Here is a 15,193-nt window from a genome sequence, read left to right on the forward strand (position 1 = left end):
GCCGGTGGCGCTGGCGCAGCAGCCACGACCGCTGGCGCGGCGGGCGGCGCCGGCGCAGCTGGCGCAGCGGGCGGCACCTCCGGCGATGCATCGAACACCGCTGGCAACGGCGCGGCGGGCGGCGCTTCGTCGAACGGCAACGCCACCAATGGCGATCCGGTCGTCGGTGACGCTACCGGCGGCGCCGGCGGCGCGGGCGGCAGCGGTGGCACCAACACCGCCGGCAACGGTGCTGCTTCCGGCGCCAATACCGGCGGTGCCGGCACTGGCGGTGCCGGTGCCGCCGGGGCTGGCGGCAACGCTGGTACAACCACCGTCGATGCCGGCACGTTCAATATGTCAAACAGCATGAGCAACGTGGCGGCTGCGGCAGTCGGCATCACCATGCTTAGCCAGAACAGCGGCTTGTCGTCACTGGTCCAGCAAAGCGTGAACGTCCAGGCCAACCTGAACGTCGGCGGCCGCTAATTCGCCTGCCGCCGCACCGGCCTGGCTGGCGGCGCGGCGGTTTCCGGATCTACTCCAAATTACCGAAGGAACCAACTACCATGTATTCCTTACTCAGCAGCTCTACCTTCCTGCTTGCCGCCGTGCTGGCGCTGCCTGCCGGCGCGGGCGACACCGAACCGTCGCCGGCCAACGCCGCGCCGCCGCCGGCGCAGCCGCATGCCGGCGTCACGGCCAGCGCCGCACTCGGGGTCTTTTCTGTTGCCGTCGCTGACGACAATCTGCTCGCGCGCGCGCGCGGCGGCAGCGATCAGACCGTCATCGACACCCGTCTGACCGGCGCCGTTGCCAACAACACCGCCATTAACGTCAGCACCGGCGCAAACGTGATCCAGGGCGGCTCGTTCGCCAACATGTCCGGCATCCCGATTGTGGTGCAGAACTCTGGTGCAAACGTGTTGATCCAGAACGCCACCGTCATCAACTTGCAATTGAAATAGCGATGAACATCCCACGCATTGCCGCGGCGGCACTGTTGCTGAGCGCCCTGCAACCAGCGGTCGCAATCGAAGTGCCGGCCATCGGCGGCAGCCGTTTCACGATCCCGGTTGCCAGCATGAAGCAGATGCGTTTCCAGACAACCTTGCGTCAGCAGTTCGACTTCAGTTGTGGCTCGGCTGCCGTGGCCACGCTGCTGACCCATCAATACGGCTTTCCGGTCAGCGAAGAATTTGTGTTCGAGCAGATGTACGCCAATGGCGACCAGCCCAAGATTCGCAAGGAAGGCTTCTCGCTGCTCGACATCAAGCGCTTCCTGGCGAGCCAGGGTTTCATCGCCGACGGCTTTAAACTGCCGCTGCAAAAACTGGTCGACGCCAAGCTGCCGGCGATCGTGCTGGTGGCCGAAAAAGGGTATCACCATTTCGTCGTCATCAAAGGCGCTGCGGATGGCCGCGTCCTGATCGGCGATCCGGCCAGCGGAACCCGCTCGTTGACCTTCGCCAACTTCGAAAATATTTGGAGCAACAAACTGCTGTTCGTCATACACGGCGCTGCACAAGCCGCTGACTTCAACCGCGTGGCCGACTGGCGCTCTGCGCCGCATGCGCCGCTCGAGAACGGCATCAATCGCGATGGCATCAGTGCGCTGACCATGTCCAAATTCGGACCGGGCGACTATTAACAGGAGCAATTCATGCGGAGCAACAACGAATTAGTACACGTGAGTTTGTGGCTGGCCCTGGCAGGGCTGGGGGCGCCAGCGGCGGCCACGGTGACGACCGTGTCGGCCGCCGGCTGGGTGCCGGTCGAAGAAGCTGAGCTCGACGGCATGCGCGGCGGCTTCGACACCTTGGCCGGGCTGCGGGTATCGCTCGGCATTGAACGCCTGGTATCGATCAACGGCAACATCGTGGCGCACACCACCATTAACATTGCCGACCTGAACCACCTCACCGATCAGCAGGCGCGGCAAACACGCGATGCCCTGTCGTCCGTCAAATTGATACAGAGCGGCAGTGACAACATCTATCAAGCGGGCGAATTACCGCGCGCGATCGGCGGCATCGTCATCCAGAACACGTTGAACGACCAGCAGATCCGTAGTCAGACGGTGATCAATTCGACCGTCAACAGCGCCAGCTTGTTGACGACAATTAATTTTCAAGGCAGCTTGAGCGATGCGCTGGCACGCGCCGTCAGCGCCCGCTGACGCATGCCGACGCAGCCATCGACCGGAGGAAGCATGCAGCATTTAATCGTTTCAAGGTTGCGCAGCGCGGGCCTGTCGGCCCTTCTGCTCAGTCCCGTATCGTACGCCCGTCAGCAGGAACCGGTTGTGCCGGACTTGCCGACGCAACTGAAGATCCTGAAGCAGGAATTAGCCGCCCAGCGCGCCGCCCTCGACGTGTTGACACACGAAGTCGAAGCGCAGCGTCTGCGCCAGCGCCAGCGCCAGCGCGCATCGTCCGGCACCAGCCTCGTCGCGCCCGGCAACGCGGCGCAACTCGACACACAACTCGAAGCGCAACGCGGAACCGGCAACGGCGACGGCCAGGCCGAGCCATTGGCGTCGCCGCAAGCAACAGAGCCACTGGCACGGCGCCAGACAGCCGCCGCCGGTGCGGTGGGCCGGCCGCCGAAACGCGATACCCGCCCGCCGGCCGTCGCACCGCTGTTCGAACAACCGGGCGTGCTGACGCCGCGCGGCAAGCTGGTCCTCGAGCCTTCGCTCCAATTCGGCTACTCTTCGAGCAACCGCGTCGCGCTGGTTGGCTACACCGTTATTCCGGCCCTGCTCATCGGCCTGGTTGACGTGCGCGAGACCAAACGCAATACCTTCACCGCCGCCCTTACCGCCCGCACCGGCGTGACCAACCGGCTCGAGGCCGAACTGAAGCTGCCGTATGTATACCGCTCCGATTCCGCCGTGAGCCGCGAACTGTTTACCGGCACCGCAATCGATCGCGTGTTCAACACCAGCGGGCGCGCCGTCGGCGACGCCGAATACGCGCTGCGTTACCAGCTCAACGATGGAGGCGCCGACTCGCCATACTTCATCGGCGGCTTCCGTTTCAAGTCGCGCACCGGGCGCGATCCGTTCGACGTGGTAACCGACTGCACCAAGCGCTGCGTCGGCGAAAACGTCAGCGGCACCGGCTTGCCGCTCGAACTGCCGACCGGCTCCGGTTTCTTTTCGGTGCAGCCGAGCCTGACCTGGCTGTTTCCGTCCGATCCGGCCGTGTTCTTCGGCAGCGTCAGCTACCTGCACAGCTTCAAGCGAAGCGGCATCAGCCGCCTGGTGCTGGGCGGCGAACGGGAATTCATCGGCGAGATCAAGCCGGGCGGCGTGTTCGGCTTTAACTTCGGCGTCGGCCTCGCGCTCAACGACAAGGCCTCGTTCAGCCTCGGCTACGATCACAATTCGATCGCCCGCACGCGCCAGAACGGCGTGCCGGTGGCGGGATCGGTGCGTACCCAACTCGGCACCTTGCTGCTCGGCTATTCGTATCGCCTCAACGAACAACGCACGCTCAACGTGTCGGTCGGCGCCGGCCTGACGCGCGACACGCCGGACGTCTCGCTGACAGTACGCATCCCCACCAATTTTTAGGAGCCCGGGGCGCCGGTGCATTCTCCTGGCGCGCCAGATTTCGATTACAGTGGAGACCGTCGATATTCACCGCGAGATCTTCATGAAAAGCGTTCCCCTGGTCGCCACTACGCGCGGCTATCCGTCCACCGGATACATCACCGAAAATCTTCATCTCGGCTCGGTCGCCGTGGTCGACACCGCCGGCAAGTTGCTTTGGTCGGCGGGCGATCCGGATTTCATGACCTTCACCAGGTCGGCGCTCAAGCCGTTCCAGGCACTGCCTTTCCTGCTGGCCGACGGCCCTGCCCGCTTCGGCCTGACGTCGGCTGAACTGGCGCTACTGTGCGCCAGCCATTCCGGCGAGCCGAGCCACATTGCCAAGGTCGAATCGATCCTGGCCAAGGCCGGCTGCGACGAAACCGAACTCGAATGCGGCTGCCACGCCCCCTTGTACTACGACAGCGTCAACTTGCCAGTGCCGCCTGGCCGGCACTGGCGCACGGTCCACCATAATTGCTCCGGCAAGCACAGCGGGTTTCTCGCGTGGTGCCGCCTGCACGGCCAGCCGAGCGCCGGCTACGTCGACCCGTTTCACCCGCTGCAGCAGGCGATCCGCGCGACCCTGGCCGATACGGTGGGACTCGATGCGGCCGCCATGCCAACCGGACTGGACGGCTGCTCTGCGCCTAACTACGCGCTGCCGCTGGCACGCCTGGCCCACCTGTACGCGCGCCTGGCGCAGGGCGCCAATGACGCGCGCCTGGGCGCCCCGCTGGGCGACCTGTTCGACGCCATGACCGATCACCCCGACCTGGTCTCGGGCGAGGCGCGCTGCGACCTGGCCTACATGGCGGCCGGCGGCGGCGACTGGGTCAGCAAGGTGGGCGCGGACGCGGTGCAGACGATCGGCATCCGCTCGGCCGGCATCGGCATCGCGATCAAGATCCTTGATGGCGCCACCCGCAGCCTGCAAGCGGCGACCTTCAGCGTGCTCGACCAACTGGGCCTGCTCGACGGGCGCCGCCGCAGCTTGCTCGACGCTTACCGCGAACCCGAACTGAAGAATGCGCGCGGCATGGTCGTCGGCCACATCCGCCCCTTGTTCACGCTGCGCCGCGAGGCTTGACCGCGCGGCCTGAACTCAGCGCATTACTCAGCGCATCAACCCGGTCAGCATCGACGCCAGCGGCGCGAGTACTTCGTCGTCTTCCCAATACCCCGAATGCGACAGCGGGTTCCAACTCTTGACGACGAGGTTGACCACGCCTTGGCCGACGTTGACCACGCGGTCTTCGACCAGCAGCCGGTAGCCTTCCGACAGCGGCTGTAGCGGCCAGCCGAGCACGTCGTCCGGATCGTACAGATTGAGCCATTTGAAACGTGGCCGGGGGCGGCTGATCGGGATGATCGTCATCGCCTTGTGCGCGGCGACGAAAATCGGGATGTTGCAACCGGTAGTAATCCAGCCGAGCGCGCTACCGCAGGCAAGAAACGATTTTTCCGACTCCGTCAGCGCGCGCCCTTGCAAGGTCCGCGACCAGTGGTCGATGTCGCGCCACACGCCGGCCGCGACCGGCAGGCCGCTGCGCGCTTTCTGCGCATCGTAGATATAGCTCGACAAAACGTGGCAGCCGAGCGAATGCGACAGCAGCACCAAAGGCGTATCGGCGCCGTTCGCGGCGTAGGCGTCGAGCAGGGTCTTGGCAATTTCAATTTGCGCCAGTTCATACGCCGAGCCACTATCTTCCTTGCGGTTTTCGAGGCCGGCGGCGTCGCCGAAACCGAACAGCAAAAACTTGCGCAGCTCTTCGTAGCGCACGGTGCTGCCGTGCTGGACCCGGCGCCACACTTCCTGCTCGTTTTTTTTCAGGATGTCCTGGTAATAAACAGCGCGCACGTCGACGCCGGCATTAAAGCGCGTGCCGATCCTCGCGCGCAACCGGCGGCCGAGGTCGGACGCGTAATCGGGCGGCGTCTCGCCCATGCCATGCACCGTGATCAGTATGACGTCGGCCATGCGGCCCTCCCCTGATGGTCGGATGTGAGCGGAAAAATCGACGCGGCTGGCGGATTTTTCCTACGCCATATTACACAAATTACCTGCCAGCTTCGTGACGTGGCGGGAGCTGCCGTTGTAAGCGAGCCACGGCTTATGTTGCATCAAGCCCTACCGTGTTTTACGCCGGCGCGCACGGCTGCATACGGCTTGGCAGGTCTCGCCAATCGCAGGTAGACTCGTGTCTATGAACAATTCGAAAAAAGTCGCAGGAGTTGCCGGTCTCGCCAGCGTGCTGTGGCTGGGCCTGGCCGCGGCAATTGCCGCCAGCCAGCGCCACCTGGTCTTCAATCCGAACGTCAGGCGCGAAGTCCACCGTCCGCGCAGCAGCGGCCATCGCACCCGCCCCATCGTGTTGCGTGCCAAGGATGGCACCAAGCTGTCCGGCTGGCTGATGACGCCGTCGGTGGTCGGCCCGCATCCGGGCGTGGTGTATTTCGGCGGTCGCTCCGAAGAAGTGTCGTGGGTGGCGCGCGACGCCGGCAAGCTGTTTCCCGGCATGGCAGTATTGGCCGTCAACTACCGCGGCTACGGCGACTCGCATGGCGACCCGGCCGAGCAGCACATGGTCGCCGATGGCCGCATGCTGTTCGACTGGCTGTGCGAGCGTGGCCACGTCGATCCAAAGCGGGTGGCCGTCGTCGGACGCAGCTTGGGTTCCGGCGTCGCGGTGCAGGTGGCGATGGAACGCGCCGTCCATTCGGTGGTGCTGATCACGCCGTACGACTCGATCCTGGCAATCGCCAAGCGGCGCTTTCGCACCATGCCGATTCAGTATGTGCTGCAGCACCGATTCGAATCGGTCAAGTACGCCCCCTCGCTGACGGCGCCGACCTATGTGCTGCGCGCCGCTTTCGACGACATCGTGCCGCATTCGCATACCGACCTGCTGGTCGCCAAACTGGGCCGGCTGCACGCCGATGAAATCGTGCCCGAATCGGATCACCTGAACATTCCCTACCTCGCCACGACGCAGGCGCGCATCGCCGAATTCCTCAGCGCCCAGTTCGGGTTGCCACAGCCGTAAGCGAGCCATATTGCGCGCGCGCCAGCGTCAGTGCCCTCTCGAGCTGCGGATCCCGCTCGCTCAAAAAATCCCCGATCTCCGGGATCACTCCACGGCCATTCGGATGAACGCGGTTCACCGCCAGGGTGTAGGTCATGAGCGGGATGGTCACGAACAAGCCGCTATAGGGCAGCACGAGCGCAGCACTGCCACCGGAACTATTCCCGTGATAGGCCCCTGAAGGTGGGCAGCGCCGTCTGCTGGATGTCCAGGTTCGGATGCCTCCTGGGCGCGTACGAGCCATCAACACGCAATTGCAGCACCTCTGCCGCAATACCAGCCATGCCAGCGACGTACTGCGCAAAGCTCAAGGCCGGCTACGCGCCACGTCCACTATTGCTTGTTACTTGAAACCGCCTAGCCTTAACTTTGATGAAAATCATGAATGCAAGGAAACTGACAGCCGAACATAGCACTTCGGCTTTTATTTCCGCAGACGAAGCTGCGGTTTTGTCACATCGCGGCAGGCGACTATCTATCGCGACGCAATTTTTCGCACGGATTATCAAACTCATTCATTTTAAACGCACCAGGAGATCGGCATGGGAGCGAAAGCTACGCAAAGATTTGGCTCTTTTTTTGTAAATATTCACGCAGTCCTTGAACGCATATGGCGCGAGTTTTTCATTAACTCGATTGCGGCCAGTTCCTTACTTTTGAATCCGGCCAGGGCGGCATTGATGCGCATGTACGGGATACAGGCGCACACGACCTCGATACGTCCGGGCTCCTATTTTGGGAGCCGCGATATCACTATCGGGCAAGGGACACGGGTAAACTATCGATGTTTTTTCGATGGCGCTGCCCCGATCCGGATCGGCAAGAACTGCGGCATCGGCATGGAAGTCATGTTTTGCACGTCGACACACAAAATCGGCCCTGCGTTCGAACGAGCAGGGTCGGACAGTCCCGGGCCCATTACGGTCGGAGACGGGTGCTGGATAGGTGCGCGCTCGGTGATCATGCCGGGCGTTACAATTGGCAACGGCTGCGTCATTGCGACGGGAGCCATTGTCAACCGGGACTGCGCGCCAAACGGCCTGTACGCCGGGGTCCCCGCAAAGCGCATCAAGGAATTGCAGCACGATCAATGATGGATGTGCAGAACTCGGCCTTGCGCGATCAGTGCCTTCCGCGACTGCCAGTTGGCGTGCGAGTTGGTGCAACCGTGGCGGCCCAGGAACTGTTTGTCACGCTCAAATCGTTCCACGAAAATATCAATACGCTGCGCGCCTGCCGGTGGCAACGCCGAACGATATTGAACGGCTTATTCTCGTCAGCGAACTCGACGCCGCTTGGTTGCCGGCGATTCGACTGGCGGCCTGCGGTGCCTGGTGTTCTTCGGCGCGTGTGGCGCGACGTTTACCTGCTTGCACCGGCTCCAAGCACGAGCACCGCGTTCGTCCCCCCAAACGCAAACGAGCTCGACAGCATTGTGCGCGCCGGGACGCCGTCGCGAGCGCAATTCGCCACATAATCGAGATCGCATTCCGGGTCCGGCGTTTGCAGATGCATGGTCGGCAAAGCGACGGCATGTTGCATCGCTAATAAGGACAACACGCATTCGAGCGCACCTGCCGCGCCAAGCAAATGTCCGTGCAGCGCTTTTGTGGCGCTGATCGGTATGCGATACGCGCGTTCGCCGAATACAGCCTTGATCGCGGCGGTTTCGGTCGCGTCGTTGGCCAGGGTGCCGGTACCATGCGCGTTGATGGCGTCGATTGCAGATGGATTGAGCGTGGCCGACGCCAATGCCGCGCGGATTGCCGCCGCCTGGCCTGCGACACTGGGCCGCGTGATGTGGCCGGCGTCGGTCGACAGCCCATAGCCGAGAATCTCGCCATGGATAAATGCGCCGCGCGCAACAGCGCGCTCCCATGGCTCCAGCACGAGCATCGCCGCGCCTTCGCCGAGCACCATGCCGCGGCGGTTCTTTGAAAACGGTTTGCACGACGCCCACGGCGCGCACGCATCGGCGACGGCCAATGTGTGCAGCGCTTCCCATGCCTTCAGCGAGCCAAACGAGAGCGGCGCTTCGGCGCCGCCGGCAATGGCGATGTCAAGGCCGCCGCTGGCAATGCGCAGCCATGCTTCGCCGATGGCTACCGTTGACGACGAGCAGGCAGTTGAATAAGTCAGGTTCGGACCGTCTATCCCGTGTTCGATGCTGATCCACGCCGCAGGCGCGTTGTACATTCCCATCAGCACGGAAAATGGCTTGAGACGATCCGAGTCATCGCCGTAAAGCGTCTTGTAACCGTCGTCAACGGTGTGCGAGCCACCCATCGCGGTGCCGACGAAAACGCCGGCCCGGCCGCTATCGACGTCACGTAAATTAATGGCTGCCTCGTCGAGCGCCTGACTTGCGGCCACCAGCGCGAACTGGCTGACCCGGTCCAGCATGCGAAGCTTGGGCGGGTCGAAATGATCTTCGGCGTTAAAACGCAGCGCCGCCGCAAGCGGTGACAGCAATCGATGCGCAAACGGAGCGTCGAGCAGGCCGATACCCGAGCGGCCGCGATACGCACTCCGGTATGCTTCGGCCGCACTGGCGCCGAGCGGCGAGACCACGCCGACGCCGGTGACGGCAACCCGTTTCATGCAGCCGGCGACAAGGGCGCTTTGATCAGCCCACCGGGTACCGGAACACCATGTTGCGCTGCGACGAGTCCGTCGATATAGTGAACTACGTCGCCGACGGTCGCCAGTCTCGCCGCTTCCGGCGGCAATGTAATCTTGAATTCATCTTCGACATTGAACATCAGTTCGGCAACGCCCAGTGAATCGATGCCCAGCTCGTCGAGCGCCGAATCGGGCGTTAACGCGTCAGCGTTGAGCTGATAGTCCTTGACCAGCATGGAAACAATGCGCTCGAAAGTTGTTGTCATGTCCTGTCTCCAATTGTTGTCAGCCCATTTCCGTTGTGATTCAAAAAACGCGCGATCATGGCGGCATCGACAGCACAGCTGGTCTTGCCTCCCCAACGCGCCCCCATGGTCAGGAGGTCTGGCCAGGCTGCCGTTATATCCATGATGAGAGCGGCGCTGGCAGGGCGCATCGCCATCGTGGCAAAGCCCGCAGCCAATCGCAAGCGCGGCGCGAACTGGCGGCGCCATTGCATCTCATAATTGCGGCCAATTTCACGTTGCCATTCGGCTTCAAGCAGTTTGTCGCGATGTCCGGCGCCGAGCAAGTTCGCGCACAGCAGCCAGGCCGATTGCAGCGCCATGCTCATGCCCTCCCCGATAATCGGATGTGCCTCGCCAGCCGCATTGCCTATGCGAAAAAAACCATCCGCAGCATGTAAATGAATGCCGGGATCGAGCGGTCCGGCTGCAAGCCAGGGGCCACCACGGCGGGCTGACTGCAGTGTCAGCCGCACAGCGTCGCATTCGCGTTTCAACATCGCCTCGATGGTGTCGCCGGCGCTTGACCGGCATGACAAGCGTCGACAGGCAACCAGCCGATCGCGGCGAATACAACAGGCCACGGTGGTAACGCCGCCGCCGGTGACAACCATCCCGCCATAACCGCCGTCAAACAACAGCACCGGCAGCAAGCCTTGTTCGAGCGCAGCGCCGTGAAAATTTGCCTTGAAGGCGAGCAGGTCGGACGCTTTTCGGCGTCGCCGCTGTCGCATACGCGCCGAAGGCAGGCTCGCCCACGAACCATGCGCATCGATGGCAACGGGGGCGTGCAATGTCTGCGTCGATCCCGTATCGACCGAGGCAATTGTGCAACGCCAGTGCGCAGGTTCGCCTTCGATCGCTTGCACTGACCAGGGTTGATACACGCGCACGCCGGTCGAACGGGCTTGCTCGAGCAGCAGCGTGTCGAGCGTCTCCCGGCCCAGCGCACGGCCCCAACGGTATCGTGCATGTCTGGCTGGTGGCAAATCGGCCACGACCTTGCGCTTGCCGCATATCAGGGCGACTTGGTGCAAATCGGCGCCGGCGCCGGCGTCGAATCCCGGCGCGATCCCAAGGGCTTCAATCAAGGGCAGATTGCTTGCCGCGATGCATTCGCCGCAGACTTTGCGACGTGGGAACGCCTGCTTTTCGATCAGTGCGATCGACCAACCGGCCCGTGCCAACAGAATTGCGGCCGACGAGCCAGCCGGACCCGCCCCCATGACGATAGCGTCATATTTTGTCAACATCAGCCGACCTCCGATCGTGTCGCGTAAAGGCACTGGCTGAACAAGCCCGCCGAATAATCGCGTAGCCGCCATCGCACGCCATGCTTCGGCCATAGCGCTGCGAGCTCGTGCCCGCAAAAGCCCGCGTGTACGCTCAGCACTGCGTCGTTGCGCGTCACGGCGTTGGCACCGATCGCGCCGACCATGCGGCTTCCCAGAAGCGCGAGCCAAGCACGCCTGGGCTCGCACGCAAGGAACCGGTCGGTTCGCGCCGCGATTGCGTTAATCAGCGTAGCAAGTTCGGCGCCTTCAAAATGATGCAAAAAAAGGTTTGCGATAATCAGATCCCAACGCTTGGATGGTCCGCTTGCCACCCATTCGAAGACGTCGACGACGTCCACGGCGACGGTCCAGCCGAGTTCGGTAAAACTGTCGATGGTCGCGCGCTCGACCGCTGCCTGCCGATCGAGAAGCGTCAATTCGACCGGCGGCCATGTCGACGCGAGGACACGGGCCACGCCCAGCGTTAGAGTGCCGTCGCCGGCGCCTAGTTCCAAGACCCTTAACGGCACTGCTTGTAGCGACGGCATTGTGCCGCGTAAGGCGCGTAACAAAATAGAACGGGTACCCATCGCCGAATGCACGCGCCGCAGATCGCGGCGTGAACGAAGCGCGTTCGGGTCGTCTGCGGAAAGACCGTCGAGTGCCTCGGCAACGACGATCCTGGGCATCGTCATGCGACAATCCATCGCACCGCAAAGTGTGCGTGGATGAATGGCCCGGCTTGCATCATGGGCCTGCCCGCAGCAAGGCGCCATGGCAGCTAAAGCCGGCGCCGAAAGACGACAGCCACCACCAGCCGGCAGGCGCCTGGCCCCTCAACGCCGCGTCGAGCACGAAGTAGACGAACGCGCTCGACAAATTCCCGTACTCGCGCAAAATCGCTTTGCTGTAGCGTAGATCATGTACCGAAATCGGCAACTCGCGCTCGAGCGCCAACAACACATCGCGCCCGCCCGCATGCATGATCCATGTGCTGACATCAGTGGTGTGCAAGTCTGCGCGTCGAAGCACCGTTTCGAGCACCCGGTGCGCATCAGTTGCCGCCAGCGCCGGCACGGCACGCGTGAGGACGTTACGCAGCATGCCGTCGCGTGATTCAAACATCAGCGCCTTGCGTTCGATCGGGTTGATCAGCGAGGTACTGTCAATCCATTCGATCTGGCGCTGCGAGGCCACCGGTTTGCATGACAGGATCGCCGCCCCGGCGCCGTCGCCAAAAAGGCAGGCGCTGATCAGTACGCCGGGATCGTTGTCGAGGTACATGGCGGCACTGCACACCTCGACGCAAACAGATAGCACATGCTCACATGCATTCGCAGCCAGCAATGCGCGGCCAAGCTGCAAATTCGGTAGCGCCGCGGCACAGCCTTGACCGACCAGATCGAACGCTTGCACATCAGCGCGCAGACCCAGGCGCTCAACGACATATCCCGAAAGACCCGGACACAGATAACCGGTACATGTGCTGACGACGACGGCGCCGATATCAGCCGATTCAAGACCACTTTCGAACAGCGCTTTTTTTGCCGCCTCAGCTGCGAGGGTAGGCGCGTGGCGGAGAAAACGTTGTGCCAGCGTGTTGGGATCGATACTGAAAACGTCGTCGAGCGAGTCAATCGCAAGCCGGCGCGCTTCAATGCCATTGTCGCGCTGCAAGACAGTGCGGGCGATGAAATGAGAACGCGTATCCAGCCGTGAGAACCAGCCGGATTTTTCGAACGCTGCCAGGCACTCTGCCTTTGTGTACCGATTGGGCGGCGCCGCAATGCCGACTCCGCGAAGGTAGGCGCCTGCCGGCGGCGGAGAAGCAGTCGCTAACAAGGCGCGAGCCCGGCACTGGAAACTCCGGTTCCCATGCCTCGATCGACGCCTGTTAATGGCGCGACTGTCTCGAAAGGACACGCCGACGGGAGCTTGCCGGTTGATCCGCTGGTGCGCGCTTCGTTGATGAGCCCGCTTTGACGTCGCACCCCGGGATTTTTTATGCTGCTGAGTTCCATATCTTTCCCACTAGGCTTGTTATCCAGATAGGAGTTGCATAGAATTATTTTTAACTGATTCACAGTGCAACCGTTTTTGTATATTTTAATTAATTATTATTTAATATAAAAATACTCAGCAAGCGCTAATTATATACATGCTTTGATCGCAATATCAATACGTTACTTCACATAGCAGTTTATTTCCCCTACGGCTTTCAATGCTTGAAGAGTTGCTGATAGCGATCTTTATACAAAGGAAGTTTATCCAGGCGAAGAAGCGGCCTTGCCGCCGATCGGCGTGCTACCTAGCCCGACATACCAGATTGTTATTTGCTGCAGTTGTGGGCTCACCGAGTGGTTTGTCGGCATCGCTTCCTGCCACTTGTAAAGCGACGCTACACCCCCTTTGAGCGGAGCCAACAGGGCGGCCATCAAGCGCGTAACTAGGCCAATGCTCGATTTCAAGTCATTCCGGTCTGCCAGCAATGTGCTTTCCGGCATCGAGTTCATGCACATGATTCACAAGGGCCAGTTCGCTTTTTTATGCAATGGCAGGACAAATCAGTCCAGAATAAAAAGGGGCATGTTCGACAAGGGAAATCCGTCTCGCGCTAAACAATGCGACAGAACCCTGGCGTGGATTGCCTGGAAATGTGAGGTTTTGGCAAACAGAACCGGATGCAATGCAAGGCGGTCGGTGCGCCGCAGTGCGAGCAGCGGCCAACACAGCAGCGCGCCGGCTATGGACGCCAAAATGCACATTTATTTTTTTGGCGGGTACTTGGTGCCGCTGGCCCGGGCGGCGAACGACCGGGACATTTTTTCTCCTTTTAAGAGCGCGGCATCAGCAGGCGCGCGCCCAGGCGCACGGCCGAGACCACGTTGAACAGGGCCGCTGCCGCGAAAAGCAGTACGAGCGCTCCGGGCAGCGCGGACAGCTGCTGGATCAAATATTCCGGTCGACGCGTAGCGATGTACAACAGCGTGATTGTACCGACGACGCTGAGCAACAATAGCCGCTTCGATTTCGCCTTCTTGTTGCCGGCCCCGGTGAAGATGTCGGGCGCCCGCCCCTTGGCCATCCCGGCACGCCAGTATTGCCAGCCGACGTATTCCATGACGTGCTCCCAGCCTGCATTCTCCAATTCCCGGCGGTACTCGGGCGTCATCCTCTTGTTGTTGTAATCAACCGCGTAGGTGATGTCGGCCGGTGTACCCTTGACGAACGTCCACTGCTGAAGGGCGTTCATTTTTCGCAGATGCAGCCCCTGTTGCGCCATCGCGCGCAGCCACTGTTCCTGCTCGACGTCCTGGTCGAACCAGAACCACTTGAATTTCTTGACTGTTTCGCCGCTCATGCATTCTCAATTCTTCGATATGTTTCAGTGGCCGATTGCCGCCGGAGACCATGATCGTCAGGTGACGGATCTGCTCGTCCTGCACTATAGACCTTATAAATTATCTGTACAGCAAAGAAATACGGCGTTATTCGCGCTGGTCTGGTTTACCGGGAGTGACAGTGCCGGGAAATGGTAAGAACGCCGAGGAATGGTCCTCGCAAGACAAGGCGGTTTCAAGTACCAAGCGCAACACTGGGTTAATTAACAGTGTCGGTTGAATGTTGAAGCAATGCTATATGCCGAGTATAAACGACGAGCGACGAGTCAGAATTGAACCTCGCTCTAGTGCCACAGGCGGCTGGGCACCCGCCGACGTTGCGTTCTCGTTCAGGGAAGCGGCGCAAAACGTGCCGCGAAATTGCTGGCGCGCCGTCGAGCGCCACTTTCGCGATGGTCATGCCGAGATCTGGTGGGCCGCCGAACTGTCACTGGCCGGCTAGGGCCCTGGCAAGCGGGGGCGTGCCGTCTGCGCAACGACCGACCGGAACACACTGCCCGAGATTTCAACCTGGTACCTGACGACCAATTTGGCATGCGAACAGGCTCTTTTGGCTCAAATCGTGCGGCTCTATGGCTTGCGCAACTGGGTCGAACAAAGCTACAAGCAAATGAAGGACGAACTGGGCTGGGCCGATTTCATCGGTCCGCAAGGATCGCGCTATTCGCCGCCATTGGGAGCGCGTGTGCTGCGCATTTGTTTTTTGCTGGCGGCATGCAAACTGCCATTCGCGCGTCAGCGCCGCGACGCGCCAACCGGACTCGGTAGAGCGGTCGTCAAAGTGGCGAAAAAATAGACTTCGTCAAAGCGACGCCATGCTGGACCCAATCCACCCAAGTTAGTGAATGGCGTGCATTTCAGTAAATTATTATCAAGATTTTCATAAAATTACTTGACACTACTTTAAAATCGCGGCGTCCAGCATGGATTTTTACTATCCCTGCCTGCC

Annotated in this window: 14 protein-coding genes and 3 pseudogenes; 10 read left to right on the forward strand and 7 right to left on the reverse strand. The window is 61.5% G+C overall.

The annotated features are described in order from the left end of the window. The 6 genes and pseudogenes from CR103_RS22940 to CR103_RS21010 form a co-directional block, all read left to right on the forward strand. Positions 1-468, forward strand: a pseudogene (locus CR103_RS22940) (hypothetical protein); the annotation flags it as partial. Between the two features lie 80 nt (positions 469-548). Beyond that, complete coding sequence (locus tag CR103_RS20990) at positions 549-947, forward strand: hypothetical protein (RefSeq protein WP_099917852.1); 399 nt, start codon at positions 549-551, stop codon at positions 945-947. Positions 948-949: 2 nt separating this feature from the next. Then, the gene (locus CR103_RS20995; RefSeq protein WP_099917853.1) at positions 950-1,630 is read left to right on the forward strand and encodes a C39 family peptidase; all 681 of its coding nucleotides are present in this window, start codon (positions 950-952) and stop codon (positions 1,628-1,630) included. A gap of 12 nt (positions 1,631-1,642) precedes the next feature. Then, positions 1,643-2,158, forward strand: a complete 516-nt coding sequence (locus CR103_RS21000; protein WP_143752701.1) for a hypothetical protein — start codon at positions 1,643-1,645, stop codon at positions 2,156-2,158. 33 nt (positions 2,159-2,191) lie between these two features. After that, positions 2,192-3,559 (forward strand): acetate kinase, encoded by a 1,368-nt coding sequence (locus tag CR103_RS21005; protein WP_099917855.1) that lies wholly within the window; start codon positions 2,192-2,194, stop codon positions 3,557-3,559. Positions 3,560-3,641: 82 nt separating this feature from the next. Continuing rightward, on the forward strand, positions 3,642-4,667 hold the full coding sequence (locus tag CR103_RS21010; RefSeq protein WP_099917868.1) for an asparaginase: 1,026 nt from the start codon (positions 3,642-3,644) through the stop codon (positions 4,665-4,667). A 27-nt stretch (positions 4,668-4,694) separates the two neighbouring features. Here CR103_RS21010 and CR103_RS21015 read toward each other — a convergent pair whose 3' ends face one another. Beyond that, positions 4,695-5,558 (reverse strand): hypothetical protein, encoded by an 864-nt coding sequence (locus CR103_RS21015; protein ID WP_099917856.1) that lies wholly within the window; start codon positions 5,556-5,558, stop codon positions 4,695-4,697. A gap of 226 nt (positions 5,559-5,784) precedes the next feature. Here CR103_RS21015 and CR103_RS21020 point away from each other — a divergent pair, with 226 nt between their 5' ends. Then, on the forward strand, positions 5,785-6,624 hold the full coding sequence (locus tag CR103_RS21020) for an alpha/beta hydrolase (RefSeq protein WP_099917857.1): 840 nt from the start codon (positions 5,785-5,787) through the stop codon (positions 6,622-6,624). 581 nt (positions 6,625-7,205) lie between these two features. Then, entirely contained in the window at positions 7,206-7,757 is a 552-nt protein-coding gene (locus CR103_RS21025) for an acyltransferase (RefSeq protein ID WP_099917858.1), read from the forward strand. Positions 7,758-8,025: 268 nt separating this feature from the next. Here CR103_RS21025 and CR103_RS21030 read toward each other — a convergent pair whose 3' ends face one another. The 5 genes from CR103_RS21030 to CR103_RS21050 are packed head-to-tail and all read right to left on the reverse strand — an operon-like array spanning position 8,026 to position 12,520. Next, the gene (locus CR103_RS21030) at positions 8,026-9,264 is read right to left on the reverse strand and encodes a beta-ketoacyl-[acyl-carrier-protein] synthase family protein (protein WP_099917859.1); all 1,239 of its coding nucleotides are present in this window, start codon (positions 9,262-9,264) and stop codon (positions 8,026-8,028) included. Further along, the gene (locus tag CR103_RS21035) at positions 9,261-9,551 is read right to left on the reverse strand and encodes an acyl carrier protein (RefSeq protein ID WP_099917860.1); all 291 of its coding nucleotides are present in this window, start codon (positions 9,549-9,551) and stop codon (positions 9,261-9,263) included. The genes CR103_RS21030 and CR103_RS21035 overlap by 4 nt, the downstream gene beginning before the upstream one ends. Further along, positions 9,548-10,822, reverse strand: a complete 1,275-nt coding sequence (locus CR103_RS21040) for an NAD(P)/FAD-dependent oxidoreductase (protein ID WP_099917861.1) — start codon at positions 10,820-10,822, stop codon at positions 9,548-9,550. Before CR103_RS21040 ends, CR103_RS21035 begins: the two co-directional genes overlap by 4 nt. Further along, a complete protein-coding gene (locus tag CR103_RS21045) occupies positions 10,822-11,538 on the reverse strand; it encodes a class I SAM-dependent methyltransferase (RefSeq protein ID WP_099917862.1) in 717 nt (238 codons plus the stop codon). Before CR103_RS21045 ends, CR103_RS21040 begins: the two co-directional genes overlap by 1 nt. A gap of 52 nt (positions 11,539-11,590) precedes the next feature. Then, positions 11,591-12,520, reverse strand: a complete 930-nt coding sequence (locus CR103_RS21050) for a 3-oxoacyl-[acyl-carrier-protein] synthase III C-terminal domain-containing protein (protein WP_229443760.1) — start codon at positions 12,518-12,520, stop codon at positions 11,591-11,593. Between the two features lie 756 nt (positions 12,521-13,276). Between CR103_RS21050 and CR103_RS21055 the strand changes: the two are divergent. Continuing rightward, positions 13,277-13,378, forward strand: a pseudogene (locus CR103_RS21055) (IS6 family transposase); the annotation flags it as partial. A 298-nt stretch (positions 13,379-13,676) separates the two neighbouring features. Here CR103_RS21055 and CR103_RS21060 read toward each other — a convergent pair. Continuing rightward, complete coding sequence (locus tag CR103_RS21060; protein ID WP_099917864.1) at positions 13,677-14,204, reverse strand: DUF2812 domain-containing protein; 528 nt, start codon at positions 14,202-14,204, stop codon at positions 13,677-13,679. A gap of 335 nt (positions 14,205-14,539) precedes the next feature. On the opposite strand from CR103_RS21060, the pseudogene CR103_RS24365 reads away from it, so the two are divergent. Next, positions 14,540-14,961: pseudogene (locus CR103_RS24365) on the forward strand (transposase family protein); the annotation flags it as partial. Positions 14,962-15,193 lie beyond the last annotated feature (232 nt).

Source organism: Massilia psychrophila, from assembly GCF_002760665.1.
GTDB lineage: Bacteria > Pseudomonadota > Gammaproteobacteria > Burkholderiales > Burkholderiaceae_D > JAFCUW01.